This is a genomic window from Kitasatospora sp. NPDC058218, assembly GCF_042882445.1.
Taxonomy (GTDB): Bacteria; Actinomycetota; Actinomycetes; order Streptomycetales; family Streptomycetaceae; genus Kitasatospora.
In genome coordinates this window covers 56,397-71,872 of the sequence record NZ_JBHVWC010000024.1, presented here as the reverse complement: position 1 = coordinate 71,872, position 15,476 = coordinate 56,397, and the positions used below count along the sequence as shown (strand labels likewise).

12 protein-coding genes and 1 pseudogene are annotated in these 15,476 nt (G+C 74.3%); 7 read left to right on the top strand and 6 right to left on the bottom strand.

Annotated elements, in window-relative coordinates; genetic code table 11:
- Positions 1-5: 5 nt before the first annotated feature.
- Positions 6-896 carry a PaaX family transcriptional regulator C-terminal domain-containing protein gene (locus ACFVYI_RS17365; RefSeq protein ID WP_387886140.1) on the top strand — a complete coding sequence of 297 codons (891 nt, stop codon included), beginning with the start codon at positions 6-8 and terminating at the stop codon, positions 894-896.
- A 67-nt stretch (positions 897-963) separates the two neighbouring features.
- Here ACFVYI_RS17365 and ACFVYI_RS17360 read toward each other — a convergent pair.
- Positions 964-1,197, bottom strand: a pseudogene (locus tag ACFVYI_RS17360) (transferase); the annotation flags it as partial.
- Positions 1,198-1,411: 214 nt separating this feature from the next.
- On the opposite strand from ACFVYI_RS17360, the gene ACFVYI_RS17355 reads away from it, so the two are divergent.
- Positions 1,412-1,912: a hypothetical protein gene (locus tag ACFVYI_RS17355; protein WP_387886138.1), complete on the top strand. Its 501-nt coding sequence runs from the start codon at positions 1,412-1,414 to the stop codon at positions 1,910-1,912.
- Between the two features lie 113 nt (positions 1,913-2,025).
- Here ACFVYI_RS17355 and ACFVYI_RS17350 read toward each other — a convergent pair whose 3' ends face one another.
- Entirely contained in the window at positions 2,026-2,592 is a 567-nt protein-coding gene (locus ACFVYI_RS17350; protein WP_387886137.1) for an AAA family ATPase, read from the bottom strand.
- A gap of 241 nt (positions 2,593-2,833) precedes the next feature.
- Here ACFVYI_RS17350 and ACFVYI_RS17345 point away from each other — a divergent pair, with 241 nt between their 5' ends.
- On the top strand, positions 2,834-3,901 hold the full coding sequence (locus ACFVYI_RS17345) for a polyprenyl synthetase family protein (protein ID WP_387886252.1): 1,068 nt from the start codon (positions 2,834-2,836) through the stop codon (positions 3,899-3,901).
- Positions 3,902-4,294: 393 nt separating this feature from the next.
- A complete protein-coding gene (locus ACFVYI_RS17340; protein ID WP_387886135.1) occupies positions 4,295-6,325 on the top strand; it encodes a SpoIIE family protein phosphatase in 2,031 nt (676 codons plus the stop codon).
- Positions 6,326-6,383: 58 nt separating this feature from the next.
- Here the strand turns inward: ACFVYI_RS17340 and ACFVYI_RS17335 are convergent, their stop codons facing one another.
- Positions 6,384-8,189 carry a protein kinase gene (locus ACFVYI_RS17335; protein WP_387886134.1) on the bottom strand — a complete coding sequence of 602 codons (1,806 nt, stop codon included), beginning with the start codon at positions 8,187-8,189 and terminating at the stop codon, positions 6,384-6,386.
- Positions 8,190-8,303: 114 nt separating this feature from the next.
- Positions 8,304-8,882 carry a TetR/AcrR family transcriptional regulator gene (locus ACFVYI_RS17330; protein ID WP_387886133.1) on the bottom strand — a complete coding sequence of 193 codons (579 nt, stop codon included), beginning with the start codon at positions 8,880-8,882 and terminating at the stop codon, positions 8,304-8,306.
- A gap of 367 nt (positions 8,883-9,249) precedes the next feature.
- Here ACFVYI_RS17330 and ACFVYI_RS17325 point away from each other — a divergent pair, with 367 nt between their 5' ends.
- Positions 9,250-10,728, top strand: a complete 1,479-nt coding sequence (locus ACFVYI_RS17325; protein WP_387886131.1) for an MFS transporter — start codon at positions 9,250-9,252, stop codon at positions 10,726-10,728.
- A gap of 193 nt (positions 10,729-10,921) precedes the next feature.
- On the opposite strand, the gene ACFVYI_RS17320 is transcribed toward ACFVYI_RS17325, so the two are convergent.
- Together ACFVYI_RS17320 and ACFVYI_RS17315 are read right to left on the bottom strand one after the other, a co-directional pair.
- Positions 10,922-11,371, bottom strand: a complete 450-nt coding sequence (locus ACFVYI_RS17320; protein WP_387886128.1) for a hypothetical protein — start codon at positions 11,369-11,371, stop codon at positions 10,922-10,924.
- 24 nt (positions 11,372-11,395) lie between these two features.
- Positions 11,396-13,171 carry a hypothetical protein gene (locus tag ACFVYI_RS17315; RefSeq protein ID WP_387886127.1) on the bottom strand — a complete coding sequence of 592 codons (1,776 nt, stop codon included), beginning with the start codon at positions 13,169-13,171 and terminating at the stop codon, positions 11,396-11,398.
- A 402-nt stretch (positions 13,172-13,573) separates the two neighbouring features.
- Here ACFVYI_RS17315 and ACFVYI_RS17310 point away from each other — a divergent pair, with 402 nt between their 5' ends.
- Complete coding sequence (locus ACFVYI_RS17310) at positions 13,574-14,017, top strand: RrF2 family transcriptional regulator (RefSeq protein ID WP_387886126.1); 444 nt, start codon at positions 13,574-13,576, stop codon at positions 14,015-14,017.
- A gap of 126 nt (positions 14,018-14,143) precedes the next feature.
- Positions 14,144-15,358: a globin domain-containing protein gene (locus ACFVYI_RS17305; protein WP_387886123.1), complete on the top strand. Its 1,215-nt coding sequence runs from the start codon at positions 14,144-14,146 to the stop codon at positions 15,356-15,358.
- Positions 15,359-15,476: the final 118 nt, after the last annotated feature.

Sequence of the window (15,476 nt, the reverse complement as noted above, 5' to 3'; positions counted from 1 at the left end):
GCACGATGACGGAGGAACCACGCGCCGAGGTCGCCACCCGGACGCTGGTGGAGGGCATGGTCCGGGCGGACGGCACGGTCGACGCGGGCGAGCTCTACGACGTGGCCGGCACGCTCGGGATGAGCGACCAGCAGGTGCGCCTCTGCATCAAGCGGATGGCCGCCGACGGCCTGCTCGTCCAGGAGGGCCGCGGCCGACGCGCCGTCCTGCGGGAGACCGCCGAGGCCCGGCGGGCCGCCGAGCCCGAGGTCGACTTCGTCCGCCACATGTACGCCCAGGACGCCGGGCTCGCGCCGTGGGACGGCACCTGGCACCTCGCCGCTTTCGCCGTCCCCGAGGCCGCCCGGCCGGCCCGGGACGCGCTGCGCGAGGAACTGGTGCGGCTCGGCGGGGCAGCCGTCCAGGGCGGTGTCTACGCCTGCGCCAACGCCTGGGAGCCGTACGTCGAGGCGGCGGTCGACCGGCTCGGCGTGGCCGACTGCGTCACCCTGCTGACCAGCACCGACCTGCGGATCGGCGGCGAGGCCGACCCGCTCGCACTGGCCCGCCGGCTCTGGCCGCTCGGGGACGTCGCCGGCGGGCACCGCCGGCTGGCCGCCGTCGCCCGCGAGCGGCTGACCAGGCTCACCTCAGCCTCCGCGCCGGGCCGGACCGAACGCCTCGCGGTCACCGTCGAGCTGGCCGCCGAGTTCACCCGCGCGACCGCTCCCGACCCGCTGCTGCCGCCCGAACTGCTGCCCCGGCCCTGGCCGGGTACCGAGGCGCGGGCCCTGACCGCCGACTGCTGGCGGCTGCTGCTGCGCGCCGAGGAGGCCGACGAAGCCCCCGGCCCCCGACTCTTCCACCGCTACGACCGGGCGGTTCGCGAGATCACCGCCACCGAGAACGGGAGATGACGCATCGTCGGCCACGGTGCCGACGAGGGGAACGGACGCACACCGCCCACCCCGCGAAGGTTCTCGGCTAGGGGCGTCGTGTCGCGACAACCGCCGAGCTGAAGGGTGTTGTGAGTACTTCGGTGCCGTGAAGGGCGGGATGGGCGAGGTAGAAGAGCCGGAGCTCATCCACCTCGCCGCCGTAACGGGGCGGCCAGTGGGACGAGGGCGTGAAGTCGTCCAGGATGAGCAGGCCACCGGGGGCAAGCAGCTCGACGACCCGCCGGGGATCGTCACGCTTGCCTCCGCCGTCGCAGAAGAAGTCGTGCGGGCCCACCGGCACGCGGTCGAGTGCGGCGTCAATCGCCTCAACCGCCGCGCGGTGGCCACGAGATACGACAGGCTCCCGGTCCGCTACGAGGCGACCGTTCTCGTCGCGGCCGTCAACCAGTGGCCGTGACCGGCAGTTCCACCCGCGACGGTAGGGTGACGAGCGTCTGTCGGCAGAGCACAGCGAACTCGGGAGGGAAGGCCGGTTGCCGAAGCTTCACGTCATCACCGGCGCGCCGGGAGCCGGAAAGTCCACGCTCCTGCGGCACCTGGGAGAGTACCCGTTCGGCATCGCCGACTTCGATGAGCTGCCGGAGCCGGACGGCAGGCTGCTGGGCGTCGACATCATCTCTCCCTCGGCGAGTCCCGTCTGGCCCGCCTACAACAGGCTCTGGGTGAAGATCGCGACCATGATGCTCCGGGCCGGCGGACCCGTGTTGATCCTCTGTCCCTTGACGCCGAGCGAATGGGCGAGCGCGGCCGGAGACGTCGTGGACCCGCCGCGCGTCACCTGGGCACGCCTCGACTGCGTCGACGCGGACCGCCGTGCCCGCCTCGCCGCCCGCGGGTGGGATCCGGACCGGATCGAGGACGCGATCAAGGACGCCGAGGAACTCCGGTGCCTGGTGAAGCAGGAGTTCACCACCACCGGCCGGAGTCCTGCCGAAGTCGCTGCGGCCGTGGCCGACTGGATCGACCGGCAGTAGGCGGCTTCCGCAGCTCCGGGAGGCAGGGCGGTCGCAGGGCGGGCACGGGTCCACCCGATCACGGAGTTCTCCACGCTCCGTGATCACGAAGGACGGCCGTGCCCGCGCTTCGCCTACGGGACGATCGCGTGCCCTTCGCCGCTTGTCTCCCGGATGTGCTTCGCGAGCAGCGGGATGTCCACCGGACGGGTCGTGTCGACGTGATGCACCGGCCCGAGGCCCAGCGGTGCGGCCGTCCGGCTCCACACCTCCCACCGCTCGTCGGAATCCGGCTGGTCATCGAGGTGCACGGGGTGCCTGCTCGCTGCCCGTTCGGCGAACCGGTGTCGTACGACCGCCAACGGCACGTTGCACCAGACCTCCTGGACCTCGTCCACGCCTGCCCGGGCGAGTCCCGCGATCACGAACTGGCGCACATGGCCCAGCCACGGGCTCTCCAGCACAGCGCCGTTGGGCGCGTACGTCAGCAGCGTCCACAGCGTCTCCGCCGCGGCGCGGCCCAGGGTGTCGCTCCACTCGCGCGCGGTGGTGCCGACCGCGGGTTCCGCTCCGAGGGCGTCAGCCAGGGTCTCCTTGACGGAGTCCTTGCTGAACAGCGGCAGTTTCAACTCCCCTGCCAGAGCCCGGGCGAGGGTGGTCTTCCCCGCGCCCGGAAGTCCGTTCACCAATACGGTCACCATCCGGCGATCGTAGACCGACCGGCGGCCACCGGTCGTGCTCGTGGGCCGGACCGGACCGGTGCGAGCCCAAGCGAGGTCCCCTTCGAAGCGGAGACGCGCCGCCGCACCGGTCGGAGGCGGAGGAACGTGAGGCCGAGATCCTCCTGGAGCGGCTCGACCGGCAGATCGCATGGCCCGACCCGACCCCGGCGGCGGGCGCGGGCGCGCGGATGCGAGGGTAGGGCTCGTGAACGAGACGATCATGGCAGCCGCCCGCGAACGAGCAGCCGGCCACCGGCGCCGGTTCGACCTCCGCTTCGAGGCCTACTTCGCCTCCCTGCCGGAGCACCTCGACACGCCGCCGCTCAGCCGCTTCACCCCGCGCTGCCTGGAGCTGCTGCGGGACCTCTCGCTACGCGGCGGCAAGCGGCTCCGGGTCGCTCTGCTCTACGAGGCCGCCCGGCTGGTGACCACCGACCCGGTGCCCGGCCTGGCGGAGGCCGCGCTGAGCATCGAACTGCTCCAGACCCACGGGCTCGTCCACGACGACATCATCGACGACGCGCCCGTACGCCGCGGCGGCCCGTCCACCTACTACGCCTACCGCCAGGAGTTCCCGGCCGCCGACCGCACCGCCCTGGGCCTGGCCGTCCTGGCCGGGGACCTCGCCGCCTTCCTCTCGATGCGGGTCCTGCTGGAGGCGGACGTCCCCGCCGAGCTGCGGCAGGCCATGCTGGAGGTGCAGCTGAACGCCGGCGCGGAGACGGTCGCCGGCCAGATCGTCGACCTCGAACGCGACTTCCAGGAGCTCCCGGACGAGGAGTTCCTGCACACCGTCTGCGAGTACAAGTCCACCCGGTACTCCGTCCTCGCCCCACTGCGGCTGGGGCTGCTGGCCGCCGGCGAGGACGTGGCCGGCCACGACGCGCGGCTGCGCCGGTACGCGACCCTGGTCGGTATCGGCGGCCAGCTGCGCGACGACTACCTCGACCTGTTCGGCGACGAGGCCGCCACCGGGAAGTCCACCGGCGCCGACCTCCGCGCGGGCCGCCGCAGCTACGCCGTGAGCGCGCTGCTCGCCGCCGCGGACGAGGCGCAGCGGGCCGTGGTGGAGTCCGCGCTCGGCGATCCGCAGTGCTCCGCCGCGACGGTCGAGCGCGTCCGCGAGCTGGCCCGGCACCTGGGCGTGGACGGGAAGCTCCGCGCCGACATGCGCCGCTGCGCCGAGGCCGCGGGCGCCGAAGCCGCGAGCTGGCGCCCGCACTGGCGCGAGGAGGCCGTGGCCTTCTTCGAGGGCCTGCCGCTGTCGAGCGTGCTGCCGGGCGGGTGAGCGGGCTCGGACCCCGGCGGACGGTCGGCGTGCTGCCGGGCGGGTGAGGACGCTTCGCTCTCCGGCGGACGACCGGCGGCCGGTCGGCGGACGATCGGCGGACGGGAGCCGACACCTCACTCCATCAAGGGCGACAATCGTGGCATAACGGTACAGATGCACCGGTCAGAACGTATCGTGCCAAGGGCGGCCTCGGTGATCGCCGACCGGTGGGCGGCGGCGCCGTCCGCCGGGACGGGAAGCCCGCAGGCAACGGCCCGCGGACGACCGCCTGAGGGCACCCCGGCCCGAGGGCGACCCACCCGAAGGCGGCCGGAGGCCCGAGCACCACCCACGGGCCTTCGGGCACCCGAGCGCCACAGGACACAACACCGGACAAGGGGGCACCACGCGGTGGTCGAGCCGCAGCTGACACCCGAGGTCTTCGATCGGGCGATCGTGGCGATCGCCCTGACCGCGGGCCGGGAACACCGCCTGGTCTACCGCAACGACGCCTTCCGCGACCTCTTCGGGCCGCGGTCGATCGGCGTGCCCATCCGGGAGCTGTTCGGCGAGCCCGGTGTGGAGCGGTTCTTCGACACGCTCGACCTCGTCCTCGCCGACGGCACCGCCCGCCAGGTGACCACGCCCCGGACGCTGGAGCGGCCGGGGGACGAGGACGACGACCACCGGCACTTCGTCTACAGCTGCTCACCGATCTCCTCCCGCTTCGGCCCCGGCATCCTGATCGCCGCGATCGACACCACCACCGAGGTACACACCGCCCAGCAGGCCGAACAGCTCTCCACCGACCGCCTGCGCGCCCTGGAGCGGTACGAGGCACTGATCTCCGCGGTCTCCCAACTGGTCTGGATCATCCGCGCGGACGGCACCATGGCCGAGCTCGTGCCCGGCTGGCAGCGGCTCACCGGGCAGCCCTGGCGGGAGACCATGGACGCCGCGTGGTTCGAGCTCATCCACCCCCGGGACCGCTCCGGACTGGCCGAGCAGTGGACCAAGGCGGCGGACGGCGAGCCGTCCATGTTCGAGCACGCCTTCCGGGTGCTCACCGCCTCCGGGGAGTATCGGCACGTCGCCGCGCGCGCGGTGCCGATCGTCCGCGAGGGCCGGCCGGTCGAGTGGGTCGGGGCCACGTCCGACATCGAGGACCGCTGGCGCAACCGGCTGCGCGAGCGCCTGCTCGCAGGTGCCCTCGCGGTGACCGAGACCGCCCGCCCCGACGACGCCTTCGCCGCCGTCGCGGACCTCGTCGTCCCGGAGCTCACCGACGCCTGCACGGTGTTCCTGCTCTCCACCCGCGAGCACACCACCCGGCCCGACGAGATCCTCGGCGTCCGGATCGCCTCCACCGCCCGGCCGGGCCTGCCGCCGTTGCCCGCGCTGCGCCAGCAGAGCTACCGGCTCGGGCCCGCCGCCCTGCGGGTCGTCGCCCGCCAGACCCCGGCCCTGCTCACCTTCCCCGTCGGCGGCGTCCCGCCCGGCGTCGTCCCCCGGGAGTCGGCCCAGTGGCTGACCAGGGCCCGCGCCACCAGCCTCACCCTGCTGCCCATCGTGATCGACGGCACCACCGTCGCCCTCGCCGCGGCGGCCAGCTGCGAGGACACCCCGCCGCCCGGCCGGCCCGACATCGACCTGCTCCAGGAAGTCCTCCAGCGCGCCCAGGCGACCCTGCGCCAGACCCTCGAACTCCAGCGCACCCGGCAGGTGGCGCTCGTCCTCCAGCGCGCGCTGCTCACCGCCCCGCCCGCCGTCCCCGGTGCCGAGCTCGCCGCCCGCTACCAGCCCGGCAACCGGGCCGCCGAGGTCGGCGGCGACTGGTACGACGCGTTCCTCCTGCCCGACAGCTCGCTCGCCCTGACCATCGGCGACGTGGCCGGGCACGACCTCACCGCGGCCACCACCATGGGGCAGCTGCGCAGCATGCTGCGGTCCGTCGCCTACAACCGCACCCACCTGCACACCCCCGCCGACACGCTCACCGCGCTCGACACGGCCGCCGACGGCCTCGGCGTGGCCGCCTTCGCCACCGCCGTCCACCTGAACCTGACGTTCGGCGGTGACGGCTGGCGGGCGGCCTGGTCCAACGCCGGGCACCCGCCGCCGCTGCTGGTGCCCGCCTCGGGCGAGCCCCGGTTCCTGAGCACCGAGGAGACGGACGTACCGCTCTGCGTCGCCCCCTCCGAGCTGCGCCACACCCACTACACCGAGATCGCGCCCGGGGACACCCTGCTCCTCTACACCGACGGGCTGGTCGAGGTGCCCGGGGAGAACCTCTCCGCCGGCCTGGAGCGACTCGCGCTGGCGGCGGGCGAGGCCGGCCACCGGCCGCTGGACGAGCTCTGCGACCACGTGCTCGCCCAGGTCGCCGACACCCGCGACGACATCGCCCTGCTGGCCTTCCGCGTGCTGCCGCCGCCCGACTGAGCCGCCGCGCGCACCTGGGCGCCCGGGCGCTCAGGTGCGGGCACTCGGGGTCGGGTGCTCAGTCGCCGCGCGGGAAGGACCGCTTCACCGTGCCCTTGGTGTCGGCGGAGAGGTAGCCGCCGCCGTACGCGCCCGAGAGGTAGACGCGGATGCTGGGCGCGCCGTCGCTGCTGTCCGGACCGATGATGAGGTAGCGGCTGGTCGGATTGGGGACGTTGAGCGTGTCCTGGGCCTTCTGGAGCAGCGCCGGAATGATCTCCCAGTCGAAGCTCCGCAGGTCGACCGTCTTCTCACGGGACGTCATGGTGCCGCCCGGGGTGCGGGTGACCTTGCCGTCGCGGTAGTCGAGCCGGTCGTACACCGTGGGGTCGGCCGCGGTGGGCCCCGAAGCACTCGCGTAGGTGGGGTAGACGGTGAGCGTGGTGATCCTGGAGTCGGCCAGGTAGGGGCGGACGGCGTCGACCGTGGTGCGGACGCCGGCCGGGGTGAGGAAGTCCGGTGCGGCGGACGGCGGCGCGGACTTCGTGGTCGCCGGCGTGGAGGGGGCGGGCAGGGGAGCCGCCGGGGTCGACACGGTGGTGGTCGCGGTGGGATCCGTGACGCCGGTCGCGGCCGGGTCGGACACCACCGGGCCCGGGGCGGCGCCGTGGCCGCCGTCGTCACCGGTGTCGGGCCAGAGGTTCCAGGTGAGGACGCCGGTCAGCGCGAGGGCGACGACCGCGAACGTGACCGCCCGCATCCGCCTGCCGCGCGGCGCGGGCACCGGCCGGCCGTGCGGAGTCGCATCGGTCGGGTGGCCCGGGTGGACCGGCCCGGTGCGGCCCGGGTGGCCGACCGCGTCGACCGGGCCGGAGCCGTAGCCGGCACCGGACGTCGAGCCGGGACCGGACAGTGCGAACGTCCCCGAATCGGCGCCCGGCCACGGCGGCGGCGCGGGCTGCGGGGTGTCAGGACCCACGGGCCTCGGGGTGTCGAGACCCGTGGGCGACCAGGTCACCGCACCTGCGGCCGCCCCCGGGGCGGCCCCGGCCTCGGCGGCCGCGAGCGCCCGGTCGAGCTGCTCCGCGTTCGGTCGGGCCGCCGGGTCCCTGGCGAGCAGGGCGGCCAGCAGCGGGCCGAGCTGCCCCGACCGCACCGGAGGCGGCAGCGGCTCGTCGAGGACGGCCGCGAGGGTGGCGAGCGTGGTGGCACGGCGCAGCGGGTGGTGGCCCTCGACCGCGACGTACAGCATCATGCCGAGCGACCACAGGTCGGAGGACGGGTTGCCCTCCGCACCGCGGATCCGCTCCGGCGCGATGTACTCGGGCGAGCCGATCAGGGCCCCGGTGCTGGTGAGGGCGGTGGAGTCCTGCATGGCGGCGATGCCGAAGTCGGTGAGGACGGGCGTGCCGTCCGGCCGCAGCAGGACGTTCCCGGGCTTGACGTCGCGGTGCTGGATGCCGGCGGCGTGGGCGGCCCGCAGCGCCGCGAGCACACCGCGGCCGATCCGGGCCGCCTCGGGCACGGTGAGCGGGCCCCGGGCCAGCCGGTCGGCGAGGCTGCCACCGGCGACCAGCTCCATGACGAGCCAGGGGTGGGGATGGTCGGCGGTGTCGACGATGTGATGGATGATCACCACGTGGGGGTGCTGGAGCCGCGCCAGGGCCCGCGCCTCGCGGAGCACCCGCTCGCGCAGCTCCCGCGCGCCCTCGGGGTCGGCGGCCGCCATCGCCGGGTCGAGCGGGCGGACCTCCTTGAGCGCCACCTCGCGGTGCAGCGCGTTGTCCCGGGCGCGCCAGACCAGGCCCATGCCTCCACCGCCGAGCCGCTGCAGCAGTTCGAAGCGGCCGTCGATGAGCCGTGCGTCCGACCCCTCAGCGTTCATGCCCGTCATCGTAGGAGACGCCGCCGACACACCCGTGGCCGGGACCGCCCGTACCGCTGATCCCCTGCCCGGGGCCGCTGGACCGACAGACCGCTGCCGGCGGGCGGCGACCGGTCAGACCTTGGCCCGCACGCCGTCCAGGGCGATGCCCAGGACCCGGTCGCGCTGCCCCTCCTCGGGGAAGGCGACCGAGCTGACGCCGGAGACGAGGCGCAGCAGGTCGTCGACGGACATGTCCGCCCGCACCGCTCCGGCGTCCTGCGCGCGCCGGAGCAGCGGTGCGGCCGCGTCGTACATCGACTGCCGGCAGGCCAGGAAGATGTCCGACTCCTCCCCCTCCAGCGCCTCGCGGATCGCCCGCTTGGTGAGGGTGTAGGCGACGAACCGGCGCAGCCAGCCGGCCAGCGCCTCCCAGGGCGACTCATCGGACAACTCCCGGGCCGCCAGGCTCAGTTCGTTGACCTCGTTGGCGTAGACCGTCTCGAAGAGGTGCCTGCGGGTGGGGAAGTTGCGATAGAGGGTGCCGATGCCGACGCCGGCCCGGCGGGCGATGTCCTCCAGGGAGGCCTCGGCGCCGTGCTCGGCGAAGGCCTCCCGGGCGGCCACGAGCAGCGCGTCGAAGTTCCGCGCGGCGTCGGCGCGGCGCGGGCGCTGGGCCGCCAGGAACTCGTCGACCACGACCTGTTCCGTCACTGGGGATCTCTTTTCGGACATCGGGTTGAAGCGGAGGTACGCCTCCGCTAATCTGGAGGCATGCCTCAACTTTAGCAGTGGGGCCCCGGCCTCGCCCCTGCTGCCGTACCCGGCACGGCCACCAGCACCTCCGTCGATCCGGCACCGGATCCCGCGCACCGTCGGCCCGCCCCACCTCCGTCCCCACCCGCTCCACGCCCGCACCGCGCTTCTCGACGCTCCCGCCCGTACACACCGGCCCCCGCCGGCAGGCGCCGAGTCCTGCCCGTACGCGTCCGCGCCGTGCGCACCCGCCTCCCGGCACTCCCGTTCCGCACGCATCCCGCGGGCACGCACCCTTGCGTGCCCCATGCCCCGAGAAGGTCTGATGAGCCGCCCGTCCAATCGCCTCACCTTCGGCGTCCTCGCGACCGGTGCGGGCGTGTTCGCCCTGCTCCAGTCGCTGATCACGCCCGCCCTGCCGACCGTCCAGGCCGCGATGCACACCTCCCAGGCCACCGTCACCTGGGTGATGACCGCCTACCTGCTCTCCGCCTCGATCTTCACGCCGATCCTCGGCCGGGTGGGCGACCTGGTCGGCAAGAAGCGCACCCTGGTCGCGGCACTCGGCGCCCTCCTGGTGGGCTGCCTGGTCGCCGCGGTGGCCCCCAACATCACCGTCCTGATCATCGCCCGGGTCATCCAGGGCATCGCCGGCGCGCTGTTCCCGCTCTCCTTCGGCATCATCCGCGACGAGTTCCCCGCCTCGCGGGTGGCCACCGGCATCAGCAACCTGTCCGCCGTCATCGCGGTGGGCAGCGGCCTCGGCATGGTCCTGGCCGGACCGATCGTCGGCGCGCTGGACTACCGCTGGCTGTTCTGGTTCCCGGTGATCATCGTCGCGATCACCGCCCTGATCGCCCACCGCTACATCCCGGAGTCGCCCAAGCGCGCCGGGGGCGCCGACGGGGGCAGCGTCAACTGGCTCGGCGCCGTCCTGCTCTCCGGCTGGCTGGTGGCGCTGCTGCTGCCCATCAGCCAGGCCTCGAAGTGGGGTTGGGGCTCCTCCGGCGTGCTCGGCCTGCTGCTGGCGGCCGTCGTCCTGTTCGCCCTCTGGGCCCTGGTCGAGGCCCGCTCGCGCAACCCGCTGATCGACCTGCGCATCATGCGCCTCCCGGCGGTCTGGACGACCAACACCGCCGCCCTGCTCTTCGGCGGCGGCATGTACGCGGTCTGGGCGTTCCTCCCCGGCTTCGCGCAGACGCCCTCCTCGGCCGGCTACGGCTTCGGGGCGAGCATCACCGGCGCGGGCCTGCTGATGCTGCCCATGCTGGTCACCATGTTCGTGGCCGGCGTCCTCGGCGGCCGGCTGGCCGGCCGGTTCCCCGCCAAGGCGCAGCTCACCACGGGCGCCGTCCTCGGCTCGGTCGCCTGCGCGATGCTCGCCGCGTTCCACGACCGGCCGTGGCAGGTCGCCCTGGCGGCGGGTGTCTTCGGGCTCGGCATCGGCCTGGCCTTCGCCTCGATGAGCAACCTCATCGTCCAGAGCGTGCCCGCGGCGCAGACCGGCGCGGCCACCGGCATGAACGCCAACATCCGCACCATCGGCGGCTCCGTCGGCGCCGCGCTGATGACCAGCCTGGTCACCGGCCACCTCCAGCCCTCCGGCCGCCCGTACGCCTCGGGCTACACGGACGGGTTCACCCTGCTCGCCGTGTTCTGCCTGGCGGCCGCCTTCGCCGCCCTCCTCGTCCCGGCCCGCCGGAGCGCCCCCGTCCTGGTCGCCGGCCCGGCCGCCGCCGATCCGGTCGCGGCTGCGCCGTCGGCCCCGGGCGCGCCCGCGCAGCCGGAGACGGTCCGGAGCTGAGCCACCGCGTCGCCCCCGGCCTGCTCCGGGGGCGACACCGGCCCACCCGGGGTACGACCCGGCAGAGCACCTGCCGGACGACCGGGATGCCGGGCACCGTTCCGACGCGCGGCGCTTCGGCCGCTCAGCGCGCCGATCAAGCGCTCCGGCCGATCGGCGCGTCAACCGACCCACACTCCAGCCGATCGGCGCGCTAACCGATCAACGCCGTGAACGCGGCCTCCAGCCCGGTCACGGCCGCCGCCAGCAGGGCGACCGACCTGAGCGCGTCGACGACGGTGCCCACCCGGCGGCGAAGGACGCCCTCGCGGGGCCGGTCCCGGGCGGTTTCCTCAAGGATCCCGGCCAGGGCCGCGTCGGCGTCCGCCGCGTCCTCCTCCGCCACCGCGCCCGGCCGTTCGACCCGCAGCCCGGCCAGCGCGACGCGCAGGGCCTGCGCCGCGGCGCGCAGCGCGTCCGCACCTGGCGCGGTGGCGGAGTTCGCGTCGCCGCCGACGCCGATCTGCACGGTTGCGCCCTGACCGCCGGCGACCGGGCCGATGACCGTGCTGCCGGTCACCTGGATGCCACCGCCGCTGTTCCAGTTGCTCCCCGGTGGCGGCCCGACCGGGCCACCACCCACGACCTCCGACTGATGGTCCATCGGACTCTCCCTTCCCGAACTCTTCTACGGTGTCCGGATGTTCACCGAGGATCCGGCGCCACCCGCGACCGGTCCCCGCACCACGCTGTTGTTGACCTGGACTCCGCCGTTGTTGATGTTGGTGATGTTCTGCGACTGCTCCTCGAAGGCCCCGCTGTCGTAGCCGCGCGCCCTGAGCTCGTCGCCGACCGCGCTGAAGACCCGCTGCGTGACGGTGTTCAGGAAACGCTGCACGTCGTGCGCCTGGAAGATGTGCTGGAACTCGTCCGCGGCGGCCAGCTCACGCACGCTCAACCGCGGTGCGTAGTCGACGGCGTAGCCGGCCCCCAGGATCTGCCGGTGACGGCGCGCATGTGCTGCGGCGTGTCCGCGCGAGGCCCACGCCCGGTTCACCTGTCCCACCGCGACGGCGACGTCCCGGCTCAGCCGGCGCGCGGACCAGCCGAGGGCGTTGAGCCAGTCGCCGAGGACGGAGTGCCGGCCCAGGTGGTCGACGACGTGGTACGCCTGGTCGACCGGCGGCAGCACGTACGGCAGCCACTCCAGGTAGAGCAACCCGCCGCGGGTGGTGGTGCGGACCAGGACGGTGACCACCACCTCCTCCTGCCAGGAGCCCACCCTGATCGCCAGGTAGTGCCGCAGCCGCTCGTGACCGGAACGGCCCATCAGGTCCGCCCACGCGGGTTCGAGCAGCACCTGGTCACCGACCCGGGCGGACATCGCACCGCGCCAGTGCCGGGGAGCGTCGCTGCGCATGCTGGGCCGGAACACCCGGTCGGTGACGGAGAGCCCGCGCAGCGGGTCGTCGGGGTAGCGGTCGTCCTGCGCCAGTTGCCGCACCCGCGCGGCGACCGCCCGATAGAGGACCGAGGCGTCGATCGGCTCGGGCGGCTCCCCCCGGGCCGCTCGCGCGGCGGCGGGCCGCAGCTCGAAGGTCATCCGCCAGGAGGGGCCCGGGATGCCCAGCCCGACCAACGGAGCCCGGTTGCGGTAGAGCAGTTCCGGTCCGCTCTGCTGCTCGTGCAACCGCCCGTACAGCCATGCGGCGCGGCGCCCGTGCGGCACGATCGCCGGGCCGGGCGGCTCCCCGAGAAGTGCGGCCAGCCGCCGACGGATCGCGAAGCGCATCCCGGCCGCGATCAGCCAGAGGACGATCAGCTCGACGACGACGGGCCCGGCCTGGGCCCGCAGCTCCGGGCCCAGGTCCTCGACCGAATCCCCGACCGGGTTCGTGACCGAGCCGTCGACGTAGCGGAAGGCCAGGGTGACGACCACCAGAACCACCAGGCCGGCGACCACCCGTGCCCCCAGGCGCTCGGCACGACCACCCGCGGCCCGGCGCGGCGGACGCACGACGGCCAGCCGCTCCAACGACAGCCCGAGCCGGTGGTCCATCCGGTCCGTGCCGTACCCGCCGAAGAGGCCGAGGAGCACGAGGAAGCCGATCGCCGCGATCGCCGCCACCGGACCGAGCAGCGGGAACCCCGCCGCCAGCACCAACAGGAAGGCGACGCCGGTCCAGACCTCCCGGCGCCGGGCGGTCAGCGCCTCGTGCAGCACCCGGACCAGATCGGTACCCGGCGAGGGGGCGGGGATCCGGAACGACTGCTCGACCAGTTCCTCGATCAGGTCCGCACGGAAGTCCCGGTCCAGCCAGGCCGCCGCGCAGAGGTAGCGGGTCGCGTCGCCCGGGACGCGGCCGGCCTGCTCGCGCAGGTTCTCCGGCGTCGCCGGGACCGGCGACCGCCCACCGCCGGTCCCGGCCGGGCCGCCCCCGGTCCCGGACGGGACAGCGCGCACGGGTCCGGTGGTGAACGGCGGCGCGGTACCGAGCGGCGGCGCGGCGGGTGGCGACCCGGCGTACAGGCCGCCGAACGTGCCGTCACCGGCGGGCGGCTGCGGTGGCCGCGGCGGAACCGGCGGCGGTGGTGGCGGGGCTTCGCTGTCCATGACGTCCCCCGGTCGTCAACGAATGTTCCTGCCAACAAGCGGGCTCAGTAAAGCAGTTGGCCGATGGCCGGAACAGACCCGCGGCGCGGCTCGCAGGTCACGGTTCGAACCCTGCCCACCCGTGGGGTGGAACACCGGCCGCCACCGACCCCTCCGACCCTGCCGACCCAGCGACGAGCACAGCGTGCGGCGTGCGGCGCGCTGCGTGCGGGAAATTGGATTCCCGGATGCGCATTAGCTAGCCTTTCGAACGTGAGGCTGACCAAGAGCACCGACATCGCCCTCCGCGTCGCCATGCGGCTGGCGGTCCTCGACGAGGACGCGAACCCGACCACCCGCGAGGTGGCCGAGTCCGTGGGCGTGCCGTACACGCACGCCGCCAAGGTCGTCAGCCGGCTGCAGCACCTCGGCGTGGTCGAGGCGCGGCGCGGGCGGGGCGGGGGCCTGACCCTCACCTTCGCCGGCCGGACCGGCTCGCTCGGACTGCTGCTGCGCGAGCTGGAGGGCATCGGCGACGTGGTCGGCTGCGAGGACGAGCCGCCCTGCCCGCTGCGGGCCGCCTGTCGGCTGCGCGGGGCGCTGCGGACCGCCCAGGAGGCGTTCTTCGCCTCGCTCGACGCACTCTCGATCGACGACCTGGTCGCCCCGCCCACCGGGCCCGTCCTGCTGAGCCTCACCGGCAGACCCGCCGACTGACCCATCTGGCCGGTCCACCCGGCCGACCGGGACGGACCTGACGCCCCGCCACGCCCCACCCACTCCGGGCCGCACTTCCGCACGACCTTTAATGCGCATCTCAGATACCAGTTTGGAGCGAGCCCCATGCTGTCCGCCAAGTCCGCCGAGATCGTCGAAGCCACCCTGCCCACCGTGGGCGGCGCGATCGGCGAGATCACGCCGCTCTTCTACGACACGCTGTTCGCCGACCACCCGGAGCTGCTGCGCGACCTCTTCAACCGGGGCAACCAGGCCAACGGCACCCAGCAGCAGGCGCTGGCCGGCTCGATAGCGGCGTTCGCGTCCGCCCTGATCGCCCACCCCGACCAGCGGCCGGACGCCATGCTCGCCCGGATCGCGCAGAAGCACGTCTCGGTCGGCATCAGCGACGACCAGTACCGGATCGTCCGCACGTACCTGTTCGCCGCGATCGTCGAGGTGCTCGGCGAGGCCGTCACGCCGGAGGTCGCCGCGGCCTGGGACGAGGTGTACTGGCTGATGGCCAACGCGCTGATCGCGATCGAGGACCGGCTGCGCGCCGAGACCGCCGCCGCAGGACCGGGCGACCCGGCCGACCTCTGGCGCCCCTTCACCGTGGTCGCCCGCCACCAGGAGACCGACGACGTGACCACCTACCTGGTCCGCCCGGCCGACGGCCACCCGGTCCCGCCCGCCCGGCCCGGCCAGTACGTCTCGGTGCGGGCGACGATGGCGGACGGCGCCCGGCAGATCCGCCAGTACAGCCTCTCCGGGAGCGCCGACGGCGGGCTGCGGTTCACCGTCAAGCGAGCCGGCGCCGGGGCGGACGGGACGCCGGCCGGGGAGGTCTCCAACCACCTGCACGACCACCTGCGCACCGGCGACACCGTCGAACTCGCCCCGCCGCTCGGCGACCTCACCCTCGCCGACGGTGCCGGCCCGGTGCTGCTCGCCTCGGCCGGCATCGGCAACACCCCAATGACGGCCATGCTGGACCACCTCGCCGCCACCGGCTCCGCCCGGACGGTGATCTCCGTCCACGGCGACCGGGACCAGCTCTCGCACGCCTTCCGCGCCGACCTCGACCGGCTCACCGCCAAGCTGCCGAGCGCCGTCGCCCACGTCTTCTACGAGCGCCCGCTCGGCGACTGGCCGCAGGAGCGCACCGGCCTGGTCGACCTCTCGACGGTGCCGGTCCCGGCCGGAACCGTCGCGTACCTGTGCGGCCCGCTGCCGTTCCTGCGCTCGGTGCGGGCCCAGCTGCTCGCCGCGGGCGTACCGGCCGCGGACATCCACTACGAGGTGTTCGGCTCCGACCTCTGGCTCGGCCAGGACGCCTGAGCCACCGCTGCGGTGGCCCCCCCCCGGCGGGGGGGCCGCCTTGCGGGGGGGGGACCGGGGGGGCCGCGGGGGGGGGCACCAACACAGGGGGGGCGCCGCGCCAGGGTGGAGCACATTG